This is a genomic window from Seonamhaeicola sp. ABD4_340, assembly GCF_056312135.1.
In genome coordinates this window covers 2418423-2434391 of record NZ_CM149981.1, presented here as the reverse complement: position 1 = coordinate 2434391, position 15969 = coordinate 2418423, and the positions used below count along the sequence as shown (strand labels likewise).

Below are 15969 nucleotides of genomic sequence, written 5' to 3'. Positions count from 1 at the left end.
TAAAAAGAATAAAAGATATTTCAATTAATAAAAAAACACTTAAAATGCGATTAACTAAAAAAACGCGCCAATTATCATTCCTTTTTGGTTTAGGCTTAAGCTTTGCTTTAAACTTAAATGCACAAAACACAAAAAAAGAACCATACAAAGCTACTTGGGAATCTGTTAACACTGTAAATGCCACACCAGATTGGTTTCAAGATGCTAAGTTTGGTATTTATGCCCATTGGGGCCCTGTTAGTAATGCTTTTGTAGGTGGCGACCCAGATACGTGGTATGCTGGTTGGCACGGAATGAAAATGTATGAAGATGGCAAAAAAGTACCTACCAAAAACGGAAAACCATCAAATAATTACATTCATCACAAAAAGAAATACGGAAATCCAAAAAAATACGGATATAAACATATAATTGAAGAATTTAATCCTTCTGGTTTTGATGCCAAAGCTTGGGCCGAATTATTTGAAAAATCTGGTGCTAAATTTGCGGGACCAGTAGCTATGCACCATGATAATTTTGCTATGTGGGATGCAAAATCTACACGATGGAATTCTATGAATTATGGAGGTATTGATCCTTCTGCCCTATTAAAAAAAGAAATTGAAGCCAGAGGCATGAAATTTATGGGGTCTTTTCATCATGCTTTTACTTGGAAATATTTTGCACCAGCACACGCACATGGCGGTATAAACCCAAAAGATTATGATTTATACACCAACCCACACCCCATAGATTCTGATACTCCAGACGCACAGTTTTATGCAGATTGGTGGGCAAAATTAAAAGAGTTTATTGATGTTTATCAACCCGATTTAATTTGGTTTGACTGGTGGTTGGAAAACATGACTGAAGAATGTAGAACAGAATTTTTAGCGTATTACTATAACAAAGGTTTAGAATGGGGAAAAGACGTAGTGGTTTGCTACAAAGAAACCACATTTAATGAAAATGCTGCTGTTAAAGATTATGAAAGAGGCCGCCCAAACCAACCTAAAGAAAATGCTTGGTTAACAGATACATCACCAGGGGCTTGGTTTTACAGACCAGGTGCCAAATTTAAAACACCTAATGAACTTATTGATATTCTTGTTGATATAGTATCAAAAAACGGGCTAATGTTATTAAATGTACCACCAAATCCTGACGGTACTATTCCTGATGTTATGGCTAATTTATTAACAGAAATGGGCGCTTGGTTAGAGGTTAACGGCGATGCTATTTATGGCACAAGACCTTATACTATTTTTGGCGAAGGCCCAACAAGATTACCTGAAGGTGGCCATAAAGTTGAAAAATTAAAAATTGAATACACTAATAAAGATATAAGATTTACTAAAAAATCTGATAAAGAATTTTATGCCATTGTAATGGATAAACCTTCTGAAAAAACGGTTATTAAATCTTTTAGCAAACAAATTGGTCTTTTAAATTCAAAAATTGAAAGCATTGAACTTTTAGGTAGTAATGAAACTATTACTTGGGAAAGAAATGATGAAGGCCTTATAATTAATGCTGCAGATAATTATCCTTCAAATTATGCGCATGCTTACAAAATAACGCTAGAAGGCTATACTGAAAACAATATTGGTGGCGCTGTTGATGCTCATGTAGATTAACAATACCTCTTTTTAATAAAAGCTTAAAACCTCAGACTAATCATCTGAGGTTTTTTTATGAATATCATTATAAATTATTCCCTCCATTGAACAAACACAAAAAAAGAAGTCTTATTCTTTCAAAATAAAAACAAAAACAACACTTAATCGATTATTTTTGCATTTAAAAGATGTTATTTATACTTTTGACGAGTAATTAGCCCCCAAAGCTAAAACTTAACCAATAATGAAAATAATTGTCCCTCTTTCAAGGTATTTGCCTTTGCAAATATTATTGTGCTTCGGTACTTTAATATTTGCACAAAATAATACAGCCCAAAACTACACTGATTCTAGTGGTAATAATATTTGGAATATATCTGAAAATGGAAATTATAACAACAACGTAATTGTAATTGGTAGAGATGATGCTTCAAACTTAAATAAAAAACAATCTCAGGCTGCAAATAACAATATTACCATTGGCATTAAAACAATAGCAACATTAAACACTGAAACTTTTTTTAACAACAAAAGTTTTCTTGCATGTGGGCATAATAACAAAAGTACATTATCTGCATCTACAATAACCGTAAATTACAGTGATTCAACACCTAATACGGCAACCAATGTTAGCGCAATAGCTATTGCAAGAATTTGGAAATTTGTTGTTACAGATACTATACCTACAATTAAAATTTCAATTCCAGAACACTTGGTTTCAAGTACAAAAAGTAGCAATAGTACTTATGTGATGTTAATTGCCGATGATGAAAATTTCACCAGTAATGTAACATCTGTAACTATGAAAGCTAACAGCACAAAACTTGAGGCTAGTTTTTATTTTACAGGTACTAAATATGTTACGTTTGCTTCAACTCAAATAACACCAGAAATCCCTAGAGCAGCTTCATTTCAAAACACAAATTCATTTTTAAGCGCTGGCAATGTTCACAATTTAAACAATACAAGCTTTACGCTTAGTGGTTGGGTAAAATTGGCTTCAAATGGTAACTTTGATATTGTTTCAAAACTTAACAACACTAATGGTTATACTGTTTCAACAACAATTAACAACACGCTTAAATTTTCTTGGAAAAACAATAATAACAGTCATAACATTGAAGCTTCAACAGCTATTTTAAAAAACCAATGGCATCATTTTGCAGTAACTTACAACAGTAATAGCAACACGTTTATGCTTTATGTTGATGGTATTCTAGAAAGCAAAACATCAACAAAACCTGCTATAGAAAACAGCACCGATGCCCATTTTTTAATTGGTGCTTCAAACCATAAAAATCCAAAAAATTATTTTAATGGTAGTATTGATGAAATTAGAATTTGGAAAACTGCTTTAACCGCAAACCAAATTCGGTTTATTATGAATCAAGAAATTAAAGAAGATGCTCAATGTAATGTTGCGGGTAAAGTACTGCCTGCTTCAACAGAAAAAAATGATATTAATACAATTTCTTGGGAAGATTTATTGGGTTATTATCCCATGAATACAGTGGTTTTTGGAAGTATAAAAGACGCATCAAAATACAATAACGATGCTTCTATGATTAACTTTAATGGATTGGAACCACAAACAGCTCCTTTGCCTTACCAAACAGCTCAAAATGGCCATTGGGACAACCCAAATACGTGGCTTAACGGTAATGTGCAATATATCCCTGGCGCAAAATCTTGTAGTTTTTCAAACCAAACAATTAACAATGCTATAGCTGTTATAAATCACAATACTACTTTAAGTAATGATAATAACAATTTAATTCCTGAACAAAATAACGGCGATAGAAATGTTTTGGGATTAATTGTAAACCCTAACGGATCATTAGTTTTAACTGGCAACAACAATGATAAAACAGGGTACGCTTTAACTGTTACGCATTATTTAAAAATAGACGGTAGTATTGATTTAGAAGGTAAATCTCAACTTATACAAACACTTGGTAGTTTTTATGATTCTAGTAGCATTGGCTCTTTAGAACTAAACCAACAAGGTACAGCAAACACGTATACATATAACTATTGGTCATCTCCCGTTGCCCCTACTAGTAACACAAATTATACTGCAAAAAGTGTTATAGATAATATAGGTTTTTTAACATCGGGGTATAATGGCACATCATCGCCCGTTAAAATTGCCGATTATTGGATTTGGAAATACGCCAACAACCCTAACATAAATTGCTCGCAGTGGCAACATGTTAGAAGTACAGGTGCCATTAAAGCTGGTGAAGGCTTTACTATGAAAGGGCCGGGAACAAATAACATCAACCAAAATTATGTATTTAAAGGGCAACCAAATAATGGTGATATTACCTTAAACATTGTTTCTAACAATAACTATTTAATTGGAAATCCGTATCCATCTGCTATTGATGCTGATGTATTTATAAAAGATAACATATCGGTTTTAAACGGCGGAAATAACACTAAAAATATTATTAATGGCACCATTTATTATTGGGATCATTTTGCTGCAAACTCACACCAACCATTAGAGTATAGTGGTGGTTATGCAATGTACACTTTAATGGGAGGCGTTAAGGCGCTTACACACAATACACGCTTAAATACACCCAATATACCGCAAACAACAGTGCCTAGTAAACACATTCCTGTTGGGCAAGGATTTATTGTATCTTCAACAGTAAATAGTAATATTAATAACACAACTGTTAGCGGCGGAAAAATTACTTTTAATAATACCCAAAGAACCTTCAAAAAAGAAGAAGTAAAAGCTCATGAATCTGAAAAATTGAAAAACATCACCAGTAAAATTAGTGAAACTGATACCCGACAAAAATTACGTTTATTAATAAGCACACCAACAGGGTATCATCGTGAGCTGCTTTTAGGTGCAGATGCCAATGCAACAGCAAATTTTGATTTGGGTTATGAAGGTGTTTTAATTGAAAACAACAAAGAGGATGCCTTCTGGTTTTTACTTAATTCTAAATTAATAATACAAGCCATTAATAATTTTGATAGTTCACAAGTTTTGCCACTTGGTGTTACAATTAATAAAGCAGGTTTAATTACTTTAAAAATTGAATCTTTAGAAAATATTAATGAAGAAACATCTATTTTCATACATGATAAAGCGCTTAATTTATACCACAACATAAAGGATAGCAATTACCAAACTTACATGAATGCGGGAGAATATCTTGATAGATTTGAATTAACGTTTGGCACTACAACCGCAAACGCGTTAAGTAATGAAACATTTGAAACTAAAAATCTTCAAATACATTACGCTAATAATAGCAATCAAATTGTTATTATTAATTCAATAAATGAAAACATAAAAACTGTTTCATTACACAACATTTTAGGGCAATCATTTATTAATAAAACCCTAAATACCAATGATGATTACATTGCTGTTGAAACTTTAAAATTACAATCTGGCACTTATATTTTAAACGTTGAAATGGATGATAAAACTATTTCTAAAAAAGTAATAATAAACTAGTGTTTATAATGAATAAACCCTTAAAAAAGAAAAGCCCTTATTTTATTAAGGGCTTTTCTTTTTATTGCTTAACAGCTTTAATTAATTGAGATAATTCAAGGTTGTCTTGCGTACCAGTTATCATGTTTTTTAACGTGTAAGTGTTTGATTTTACTTCTTCTTCACCAACCAAAACAACAAACGGAATATTACGCTTATTAGCATGCATCATTTGTTTTTTCATTTTAGCAGCATCAGGATATAATTCGGCATTAATATCATGTGCACGTAATTGTTTTATAGCTTTAAAACTAAAAAGCGCTTCGTTATCACCAAAATTTATAAATAAAACCTCAACATTTTTATTTACAGTTTCAGGAAATAAATTCAACTCCTCAAGCACTAAGTAAATTCTATCTAAACCAAAACTAATACCAACGCCACTTACATCTTTTAAACCAAAAATACCCGTTAAATCGTCATATCTTCCACCGCCACCAATAGAGCCCATTTTTACGCCTTTTGGTGCTGAAACTTCAAATATAGCCCCGGTATAATAATTTAAACCGCGTGCTAAGGTAACATCTAATTGTAAAGTTGCTGTTTTTAGGCCCAAAGTAGCAATAGCATTATCTATAAACGCCAATTCTTCAATGCCTTTTAAGCCTTCTTCTGAGGTTGATAAAATAGTTTTTAAACTCTCTATTTGAGATTCAAAAGCACCAGAAAGCGTAAATAAAGGTTGTAGTTTATCAATACCTTCTTGAGGAATACCTTTACTTAGCATTTCTTCTTTTACCCTATCCTCGCCTATTTTATCTAGCTTATCAAGGGCTACTGTAAAATCTATTAATTTATCACTTGCACCAATAACTTCAGCAATACCCGACAATATTTTACGGTTGTTTATTTTTATTGTAACACCATCTAACTGTAATTTAGAAAACACGGTATCGTACAACTGAATAAATTCAACTTCTTGCCACAAACTTTTGCTTCCAACTACATCGGCATCACATTGGTAAAATTCTCTAAAACGTCCTTTTTGTGGTCTATCTGCCCTCCAAACAGGTTGAATTTGATAGCGTTTAAACGGAAATTCAATATCGTTTTGATGTTGTACTACGTAGCGTGCAAAAGGCACAGTTAAATCATATCTTAATGCTTTTTCTGAGATACTTGCGGTTAATTTATTAGAATCTTTAGCCTCATAAGCTTCAGTATTGGCTTTATTTAAATAATCACCAGAATTTAAAATTTTAAAAATCAAGCGGTCACCTTCATCGCCATATTTCCCCATTAAAGTACTTGAGTTTTCAAAACTTGGTGTTTCTATGGGTTGAAAGCCAAACGTTTCAAAAGCAGCACGAATGGTATTAAAAATATAATTGCGTTTTGCTACTTGTTCTGGATTAAAATCTCTTGTGCCTTTTGGTATACTTGGTTTTTGAGCCATAATTCTGCCTGTAAATACAGGTATCTCTTTTAAAAATTATAAAATAGATTCCGTATTAAAACACGGAATAACAAAAATAACTGTTTATCTTGAAAAAGGTTGCTGCATTAGCAGGAATAAAACCTTAATTTATGAGTTTATTAAAGTATTTAAACAAATCGCCTTTAGTAATTACGGCGCCTTGTTCTATCATTTTAAACTTATCTAAGTTTTTATCTTCGGTGTAATCTTTATTTGCCTGTAAAAACTCAACATTTTCATCCATTAAATTTTCACGTAACCAATTGTAACCTTCAGTAGTTGTAATGTCTACATCATTTTTTAGGTTAATAACAATGGCTTGCATGTTTTCTTCGCCTAAATAAAACAAATACATATGTTTTGCCGAAATATGTTCTAAATATTCAGCTTTGTTTAAAACACCTTCCCAGATTAAATCACTAAACACATCTAATTCTGTTTCTGCCAATTCGGGTTTATTTACTTTCAAATTTTCCCATTCACTGGCAGTTATTTGTTGTGTTGCCAAAAAGTTTATAAACTCTTTATGTAGTTCTTCAAATTGTTCTTTTGTTAATCTTGAATATTTCATTGTAACTCTTTAAAGATTATTTTTTTAATTGGTTATTGCATTATAAGCATCAAAAGGTCTGTCTGTAGCAATAATATCTATACCTTTTTTAGACCATACTTTATACAATGAATCATTTTTTGCTTGTGCTTGTTTATCTAGGTTACCTAATGTTCCTAAAATTGTTTTTATTCCGTAAGAATGTATCTTATCATAAAATTTTTTTGATGATAAGCGTGTACCTGTAAAGGCTAACATATTTTGGGTGGGAATTTTTGAGTGTATTAACCAGTCAAGCTCCTTTTCGTTTCTAGCTGAAACTGATAATAGTAACTCTGGAGCAACTTTATGAGCAGCTACTGCTTGTTCTATACTATAAGTTATAATTATGGCTATGTCTTGAGCTTGCGCTTCTTTAATTAAATTTACTACTTTTTTCACAGAAACGCCTCGTTTAATATCAACCGTTAAAATTACATTATTCTTTTTTGCCCATTGCAAAACATCGATAAATAACGGTATTTTAAATGGTGTTTCATTTCCAAAATCATCTTTTAAATAATATGCTGAAAGTTCTTTGTAAGTGAAATTTGAAATTTTACCGTTTCCGGTTGTGGTTCGGTTTATTGCATTGTCATGCATTAAAACCAATACACTATCTTTAGTTAAAGCTACATCAATTTCATAAACGGCGCCTTTAATACTATCATTTATAAATTGAAGTGTTTCTAAACAGTTTTCAGGATAATTCTTTATGCCTTTTCCGCCTCTATGTACACTTATTATTGTTGATGCTTTTGGTGAATACGTAAATGAACTTAATAAAGCCGATGGTTTATTTTGCTCTGTTTGATTAGCTGTTTGCTTACATGATAGCCCCAGAAGAAGAAAAAAAACTAGTAAATATTTCATAATAAAAAAAATGCGCCTCTAAATTTAGAAGCGCAAATTTAATAATATTACTACTAGTATTCTAGAAAATGTAACGTAAACCTACTTGGGCTTGCCAACGCGATGCCAAACTAGAATCAAAACCAAAGGTTTTAGTTTGGTTACCGTTAAAGGTATAAACTGGTGCACCAGCATTATCAAAAGATACACCAATAGGTTGTGTGTTGTTTGGTTGTTGAATAACACCCCAATCTGAATTTAGTAAATTACCAAAGTTTAAAATATCTAAACTTAGTTGAAGCGTGTTTGTTTTATCTTCAGCAACATTAAATTTAAAATCTTGTAATAGTTTAATATCCCAACGTCCTCTCCAAGGTGCTAAAGCTCCGTAACGCTCAGCGTATTCACCTCGTCTGTCGCTTAAATAATCATCTTGAGCAATGTAATTCTCTAACGCCTGCGCATCGGCAGTATTAGCAAATTGCATTTGACCAATTTCAGATGATGTTGGTATGTAAATAAGATCATTAATACCACTACCATCGCCATTAATATCTCCACCGTAAGTGTAGTTAAAACGTGCTCCTTGTGCATACTCAAAAAATGTAGAAATTGTAGTAGACCATTTATCACTGCCATACGTCCATTTTTTACTAGCAACACCAATAAAACGGTGTGTATCACCATATTTAGAGTAGTTTAACACATCGTTATTTACATTACCTAAAGCAGGATTTCCGTTAAAGGCATCACCGGTAATTTCAGCTTCAATAGAATTTACGTCTTTGGCATTTAAATAACTATATGCAAGCATTGTATATAAGCCGTTATCAAAGCTTTTTTGAGCTTTTAAAGAAGCATTCCAAATTCTACCTTTATCAGAATTTGTCATAACATACGCGTTACCATTTACAACTTCTCCCCATGGTAATGTAGCTTTTGCGTGGTCTGCATCTGTATAAACAGCTCTGTTATCAACTCCTTGTAGTTGGCCAGTTGGCTTATTTAATCCCCAATTTTGCACATGTACACCGTTAATATCTTTGGTGTATGATACATCGGCAGTTAAAATAATACCGTTTTCTAATTTTTTATCAATACCTAAATTAGTTCTCCAAACTTGTGGAAACTTAAAATCAGGGTCTACCGCTTGGTAGAAAAATGCATCTACACCACTTACTTGATTACCAATCCATACAAATGGGAAACGCCCAGTAAATATGCCTGTACCACCACGAATTTGTAATGAGCTATCGCCATTAACATCATAATTAATACCAACTCTTGGAGAAATTAACCAATCGTTACCTGGCATTTGAGTAGAATCTATTAACAAAGGTTCGCCTGTATTAGGATCAAAATATTGCGTGTCTGGTAAATAAATTTCACCATTATCAGTATCAATAAAGTTTTGTGCTTTATCTGCGGTATCAAAAAATAGCGGTTTATCAAAACGGATACCGTAGGTTAATTTGAATTTATCATTTACTTCCCATTCATCTTGTAAATAAAATGCTAATTGACCTACGTTAGTTTCAGCAAGTAACCAACCACCATCTGTTCCATCTGGCTGTGCATTTCTTGCATTAAAAGTAGCTTGTGCTGCTGCAAAATCGTACGCAGCGGCATCAAATTCGTTAATATCAACACTTCCAAAAACATCAAAACCGTAACCTTTTAAGTTGAATGAGTTATCAAACTCAAATTTTTCAAATGAAAAACCAACAGTGTAAGTATGGTTCCCTTTAAAAAAGTTTAAGTTATTGGTTAACTGAATTACTTTTTGGTCTAATTTATTATTTATTGAAAATGGCTCATGACCTGCAACAATGTATGGCGATCCATCTTTAAAAATATTAATTACTGGTGCTGGTGTTGAAAACGGATTTCTAAAATCATTAAAGTGTGAATACCCAACTTGTAATTTATTTGTAACACTTTCTGAGACTGTTGAATTTAACTCTAACTGCACCGAATTTAACTCATTAACTTGCTCATAACCTGAGTTTTGAAATTGAAGTGTAGAAGCACCAGGACCACGTGGATATATAGCCGATGGATGTGCTGGTTTTTGCTGCGAAGCATCTAAAAAGTTATAAATTAATGCTAAGCGGTTTTTATCGTTAATATTCCAATCTAATTTAAAAATACCTTTAGTAGATTCTGAGGCGTGTGTAAAATCTTGATAAGCTCCAGGATCATAACCTTGTGCTAAAAGCGCATCTCTAACCGCTATTAAATCACTTTCTAAGACTCTAGACTCGTTAATACCGCCTGCGCCAGTGTTTGGTACCCAGCCATTGGTTCCTAAATCATCTCTATCATCTTTTTCAAAATTTGCAAAAAAGAATAATTTATTTTTTATTATTGGTCCGCCAATACTTACACCGTATTGCGTTTGGTTTAAATCTGGACGCGTAACATCTTCACCTTTAATTTTTTTGCCAGTCATTTTTTCATTTCTGGTAAAACCATAAACAGTACCATGAAATTCATTGGTACCACTTTTAGTAACAGCGTTTACAGAGGCTCCAGTAAAACCAGATTGTGTAACATCATAAGGCGCTGTTGATACTTGAATTTGATCAATAGCATCTAACGAAATTGGTTGTGCGCCTGTTTGCCCACCAGGTGTTGCTGCATCTAAACCAAATGGATTGTTAAAAATAGCTCCGTCTAATGAAAAGTTATTAAACTGATCATTTCTACCACCAAATGAACCACCACTTGCTGTTGGCTCTAATCGTGTAAAATCTGCTTGCGATCTTGAAATTGTTGGTAATCTTGTTAATTCTCTTCTGCCTACACTGGTTTCTGCACCTGTACGGTCACTACCAAAAGTACCTGTACCGCCAGAACTTTGAATTACCACAGCATCAAGCTGTTGACTGTCTTCAGCTAAGGTAACATCAATATTTTGTGTTTTACCTAGGGTTAAAAACACATTGTTAAATGTTTGTTCTTGGTAGCCAATAAAACTTACAGTAATGGTGTAAGGACCGCCTACTCTTAAATTTAAAAGGTTAAATCTTCCATCAAAGTTTGTAGCTGCACCATACTTTGTACCTGTTGGTGTATGTATAGCAACAACATTGGCCCCCGGAAGTGGCTCTGAACTGCCATCAACAATAAGGCCTTTAATGTTTGATGTTGTTACTTGAGCAAAACCAAGTAAACTACAAAACAAGAAGAAAATTAAAGTAGTTGATTTTTTCATGTGAATTGTTTTAAAATGAGTTAGTCTATTATGCATGCATAGTAAACATGCAGTACAAAATTACTAAAAAAAAAGGCTACTCAGTTGAGTAGCCTTTTTTTATGATAATATTTTATTAACTTTTTGTTAACATTAATTTGCTTGTGCAACAACCTCAAAAGGTAAATCTACAGATACTTCTCTGTGTAAACGCACAACAGCATTGTATTTACCTAAACGTTTTACGTTACCACCAATTACATTGATGAATTTTTTATCAATTGTTTGACCTTCTTTTTCTAAGGCAGCAGCAACATCAATATTATTTACAGAACCAAATAATTTATCGCCTGCACCTACTTTTGATGCTATTTTAATTTCTAATGCTTTTAATACTTCAGCTGTAGCATTGGCATCATCAATAATTTTCTTTTCTTTAAAAGCTCTTTGCTTTAAATTTTCAGCTAATACTTTTTTTGCTGAAACGGTAGCTAAAATAGCTTGACCAGTTGGAATTAAAAAGTTTCTACCGTAACCGTTCTTTACTGTTACAACATCGTCTTTAAATCCTAAATTCTCAACGTCTTGTTTTAATATAAGTTCCATTGTTATCGGTATTTTACTTTAATAAATCTGCTACATATGGCATTAAAGCTAAGTGACGTGCTCTTTTTACAGCTACAGACACTTTTCTTTGGTACTTTAATGAAGTTCCTGTTAAACGTCTTGGTAAAATTTTACCTTGCTCGTTTACAAACTTTAATAAGAAATCTGGATCTTTATAATCTATATATTTAATACCAGATTTTTTAAATCTACAGTATTTCTTTTGTTTGTTAGTTTCAATGTTTAACGGTGTTAAATATCTAATTTCACCGTCTTTTTTTCCTTTTGCTTGTTGATCTAATGATGCCATAATTAAGCTTTTTGTTTAAGTTTTTCTCTTCTTCTTTCTGCCCAAGCTACTGCGTGTTTATCTAACGATACCGTTAAATAACGCATAAAACGCTCATCACGTCTAAACTCTAATTCTAAATCTCCAATTACTTCACCGGCAACAGTGTACTCAAATAAGTGATAAAAACCACTTTTTTTGTTTTGAATTGGGTAAGCTAATTTTTTTAGTCCCCAATCTTCTTTTGATATCATCTTAGCACCTTTAGAAACAAGAAAATCTTCGTATTTCTTTACTGTTTCCTTTATCTGATCTTCAGATAAAACGGGATTCAAGATGAAAACAGTTTCATAATGATTCATAATAAATCTATTTTATTGTTAAAAAATTGGCTGCAAAAATAAATAATATTTACATATAAAACAACAATAATTTCATTATATTGTGACGCAGAATATTTTTGTTAAAATTATATTAAAAAATGTTGTTTGTCGATGTTTTTTGGTGTTTACCGTAATTTTTTGTACTATTGTCGATATCTTAACCGAAATAATAAAATGTTATGACTTTAAACTGTGTAGTAGTAGACGATTCAGCAATACAACGTCTGTCTATTGTTAAGCTTGTTGAAAACCACCCTTCGCTTAACTTAATAGCAGAGTACAGTAGCGCTTTAGAGACTAAAAATGGACTGAATACGCACCAAGTAGATCTTATCTTTTTAGATATTGAAATGCCAGTATTAAACGGATTTGAATTATTAGACGTATTAAACAAAAAACCGCAAATTATTTTTGTAACCGGTAAAACCGAGTATGCTTTTAAAGCATTTAACTATGATGCTACCGATTATTTGCACAAGCCAATAACTAGAGAACGCTTTAATGCTTCTGTAGAAAAAGCTTTAGAACACCACCGCTTATTAATGAACCAAAACGAAGAAGAGGGTGAGCACATCTTTGTTAAAAGTAACCTTAAAAAGCGTAAAGTTTATATAAAAGACATTAAATGGATTGAAGCTTTAGGTGACTATGTAAAATTAGTTACCGAAGAAACCAGCTTAGTTGTACTTTCTACAATGAAAGCTTTTGAAGCAGAATTACCTGAAGGTAAATTTTTAAGAATCCATAAATCTTATATTGTTAACCTTGATAAAATTGACAGGTTTAACAGCAAAAATGTTGAAGTTGGCGCTTATGAGATTCCTTTAAGCAGAAACAAAAAAACACAACTTGTTGATGCTTTAAATAATATTTAAGCGAACAAGAAACATATGAATAAAATCCCGTTTAACTTCGAGATAAATTCAATTACGAAATTTGCACGCAAATTTCTATTTCACAAAAAGTTATCAACATTTAAGATTACTTTAACCGACCGAAAATCTTTTATACTAGAGAAGCTATTGTTTATTTTAATAATAGCTTCTTTTGTTTTTGATAACGATTGCTTTTTAGGAATTTTAACTAAAATGTTTTTGTGATATTGGTTTCTTATTCTTGCTACAGGCGGTGCTTCTGGCCCTAAAACATTTGTATTAAATAATTGCCTAAGTGATTTTGCAAACCAAATAGAGGCTGTTTCAACCCTATTATAATCTTTATGTTTTAATGTAATTTTTATTTGTTTGAAAATTGGCGGATATTTAAAATTATAACGCTCATTCATTTGCTCATTAAACATATCTACATAACTATTAGTTGATACCTGCTGTAGTATGTTATGGTACGGGTTGTATGTTTGTATTAACACTTTACCCCGTTTTTCGGTACGCCCTGCCCTACCTGCTACTTGCACCATAAGTTGGTAGCTGCGTTCATGTGCCCTAAAATCAGGAAAATTCAGCATGTTATCGGCATTCATAATACCAACTAAATTTACATTTCTAAAATCTAAACCTTTGGTTAGCATTTGTGTACCTACTAAAATATCAATTTCTTGTTGTTCTAAAGCGGTTATTATTTTTTCGTAACCAAATTTACCTCGTGTGGTATCTAAATCCATTCTAGCAACATTAGCCTCAGGAAATAATTGCTTTACTTCTGTTTCAATTTGTTCAGTACCAAAGCCTTTACTATCAATATCTGGGCTACCACAAGCCATACAAGTTTTAGGCATAATTACAGCATAACCACAGTAATGACAGCGTAATTGGCTTCTGTATTGATGATAGGTTAAACTTACATCGCAATTTGGGCATTGTGGTGAATGCCCGCAGGTATTACACTCTACAATTGGCGAATATCCACGTCGGTTTTGAAATAAAATAACTTGCTTTTTTTCATCTAAAACTTCGGTGATTTCTTCAATAAGCCTATCACTAAAATGCCCTTTCATGCGTTTACGTTTGTGCTTATCTTTAATATCAACCAATTCAATATCTGGCATAAGCACATTATTGTAACGGTGCATTAATTCAACAAAACCATATTTATTTTGTTTTGCGTTAAAGTAACTTTCTAAACTTGGTGTTGCAGAGCCTAATAGTGTATTAGCTTTATGTAATGCAGCCAAAACTATAGCTGTATCTCTAGCATGATAACGTGGCGCCGGATCAAATTGTTTGAAAGATTGCTCATGCTCTTCATCAACTAATATTAAGCCTAAATTGTTAAATGGTAAAAATATTGACGACCTAGCACCCAATACTATTTTTGCTTTTGCTGAAGCATTTAAAACGTTATTCCACACCTCAACACGTTCATGGTTTGAGTATTTTGAATGAAAAATAGCCACTTGGTCTCCAAAATAATTTTGTAGCCTACTTACTAATTGTGTTGTTAATGCTATTTCTGGCAATAAATACAAAACTTGCTTGCCTTCTTTTAAAACATTTTCTATAAGTTTTACATAAATTTCGGTTTTACCAGATGATGTTACTCCATGCAATAAAGTAACTTTATGTGTTTTAAAACTTTGGTTTATCTCGTTTAAAGCTGTTTGTTGATGGTTGTTTAGGTGTTTTGAAGCTTCATTATCATCATCACCCTCATATTGTACTCTATCTGTTTGAATGTGGTATTCTTGTAAAACGCCTTTATCTATTAATGTTTTTATAATTGCTGAAGATGCGCCACTAACCTCTGTTAAATCGGTTACTTTTACAGGCTTTTTTGTTTTGGCTGATAATGAAAATAAGCTTAGTACAACTTCTTTTTGTTTGTGTGCTCTTCCTAAATCTTCTAATAAATTTTGAAGCTGATTGTTAGATGTATAATTTTCATGTAATTTAACATAGCGTACTAATTTTGGTTTATATTTTTCATACACTTCTTCTTCAACAATGATAGCCTCTTTTTCAATGAGCTTTTTTATTACTGGTAGTACATTTTTTTTATCTAAAATATTAGAAATATCATGTATTTTTAAAGATGATTGATGGTGAAGCGCTTCATAAATTAAAAACTCATCATCTTTTAAAATAGTTTCATCTATTTTATTTTTATTGTTTTTTGTAATTATAGTTTCGCTTTCTAAAATAAATGCACTTGGTAAGGCTGCGCGTAAAACATCACCTAATGTACACATGTAATACGTAGAAACCCATTGCCATAATTGCAGTTGAATATTATTTACTAATGGCTTTTCATCTAAAATTTGATGAATTTCTTTGGCCTCATAAGCCGTAGGTGCTTGGTTGTGAATTTTAAAAACCAACCCAGTATAAATTTTAGTTTTACCAAAAGGCACTGCAACACGCATACCTGCTTTTAAAAAAGTAGATTCGGCTTCAGTTATACTATATGTAAATAACTTTTGAAGTGGTACGGGCAATATGACATCGATAAAATATCTCAAAACTGGTATGTCTTTTTGAAGAATTCACACGAATATACTTTAAAAAAAACTAAGACTAAGCAAAAAAGGCCACCATATGTGGTAGCCTTTTTTTGGTA

The 15969-nt window shown here is 32.2% G+C and carries 11 protein-coding genes; 3 read left to right on the top strand and 8 right to left on the bottom strand.

Annotation, left to right across the window (positions count from 1 at the left end; genetic code table 11):
- Positions 1-44 precede the first annotated feature (44 nt).
- Complete coding sequence (locus ACYX4H_RS10480) at positions 45-1616, top strand: alpha-L-fucosidase (protein ID WP_476236192.1); 1572 nt, start codon at positions 45-47, stop codon at positions 1614-1616.
- Between the two features lie 226 nt (positions 1617-1842).
- Complete coding sequence (locus ACYX4H_RS10475) at positions 1843-5085, top strand: DUF8202 domain-containing protein (protein WP_476236191.1); 3243 nt, start codon at positions 1843-1845, stop codon at positions 5083-5085.
- 61 nt (positions 5086-5146) lie between these two features.
- On the opposite strand, the gene hisS is transcribed toward ACYX4H_RS10475, so the two are convergent.
- From hisS to rpsF, 7 genes are all read right to left on the bottom strand, one after another.
- Positions 5147-6520 carry a histidine--tRNA ligase gene (gene hisS, locus ACYX4H_RS10470; RefSeq protein ID WP_476236190.1) on the bottom strand — a complete coding sequence of 458 codons (1374 nt, stop codon included), beginning with the start codon at positions 6518-6520 and terminating at the stop codon, positions 5147-5149.
- Between the two features lie 124 nt (positions 6521-6644).
- Positions 6645-7112, bottom strand: coding sequence for a DUF6495 family protein (locus ACYX4H_RS10465; protein WP_475294109.1), 468 nt, complete (start codon positions 7110-7112; stop codon positions 6645-6647).
- Positions 7113-7136: 24 nt separating this feature from the next.
- Complete coding sequence (locus ACYX4H_RS10460) at positions 7137-8003, bottom strand: glycerophosphodiester phosphodiesterase family protein (RefSeq protein WP_476236189.1); 867 nt, start codon at positions 8001-8003, stop codon at positions 7137-7139.
- A gap of 61 nt (positions 8004-8064) precedes the next feature.
- A complete protein-coding gene (locus ACYX4H_RS10455) occupies positions 8065-11199 on the bottom strand; it encodes a TonB-dependent receptor (protein WP_476236188.1) in 3135 nt (1044 codons plus the stop codon).
- A gap of 132 nt (positions 11200-11331) precedes the next feature.
- Entirely contained in the window at positions 11332-11784 is a 453-nt protein-coding gene (gene rplI / locus ACYX4H_RS10450; protein WP_475294112.1) for a 50S ribosomal protein L9, read from the bottom strand.
- Positions 11785-11797: 13 nt separating this feature from the next.
- Complete coding sequence (gene rpsR / locus ACYX4H_RS10445) at positions 11798-12094, bottom strand: 30S ribosomal protein S18 (protein ID WP_147131009.1); 297 nt, start codon at positions 12092-12094, stop codon at positions 11798-11800.
- Positions 12095-12096: 2 nt separating this feature from the next.
- Positions 12097-12435, bottom strand: a complete 339-nt coding sequence (rpsF, locus tag ACYX4H_RS10440) for a 30S ribosomal protein S6 (protein ID WP_147131011.1) — start codon at positions 12433-12435, stop codon at positions 12097-12099.
- 200 nt (positions 12436-12635) lie between these two features.
- On the opposite strand from rpsF, the gene ACYX4H_RS10435 reads away from it, so the two are divergent.
- Complete coding sequence (locus ACYX4H_RS10435; RefSeq protein WP_147131013.1) at positions 12636-13331, top strand: LytR/AlgR family response regulator transcription factor; 696 nt, start codon at positions 12636-12638, stop codon at positions 13329-13331.
- Positions 13332-13411: 80 nt separating this feature from the next.
- On the opposite strand, the gene priA is transcribed toward ACYX4H_RS10435, so the two are convergent.
- On the bottom strand, positions 13412-15871 hold the full coding sequence (gene priA, locus ACYX4H_RS10430; protein WP_476236186.1) for a replication restart helicase PriA: 2460 nt from the start codon (positions 15869-15871) through the stop codon (positions 13412-13414).
- Between the last annotated feature and the right edge of the window lie 98 nt (positions 15872-15969).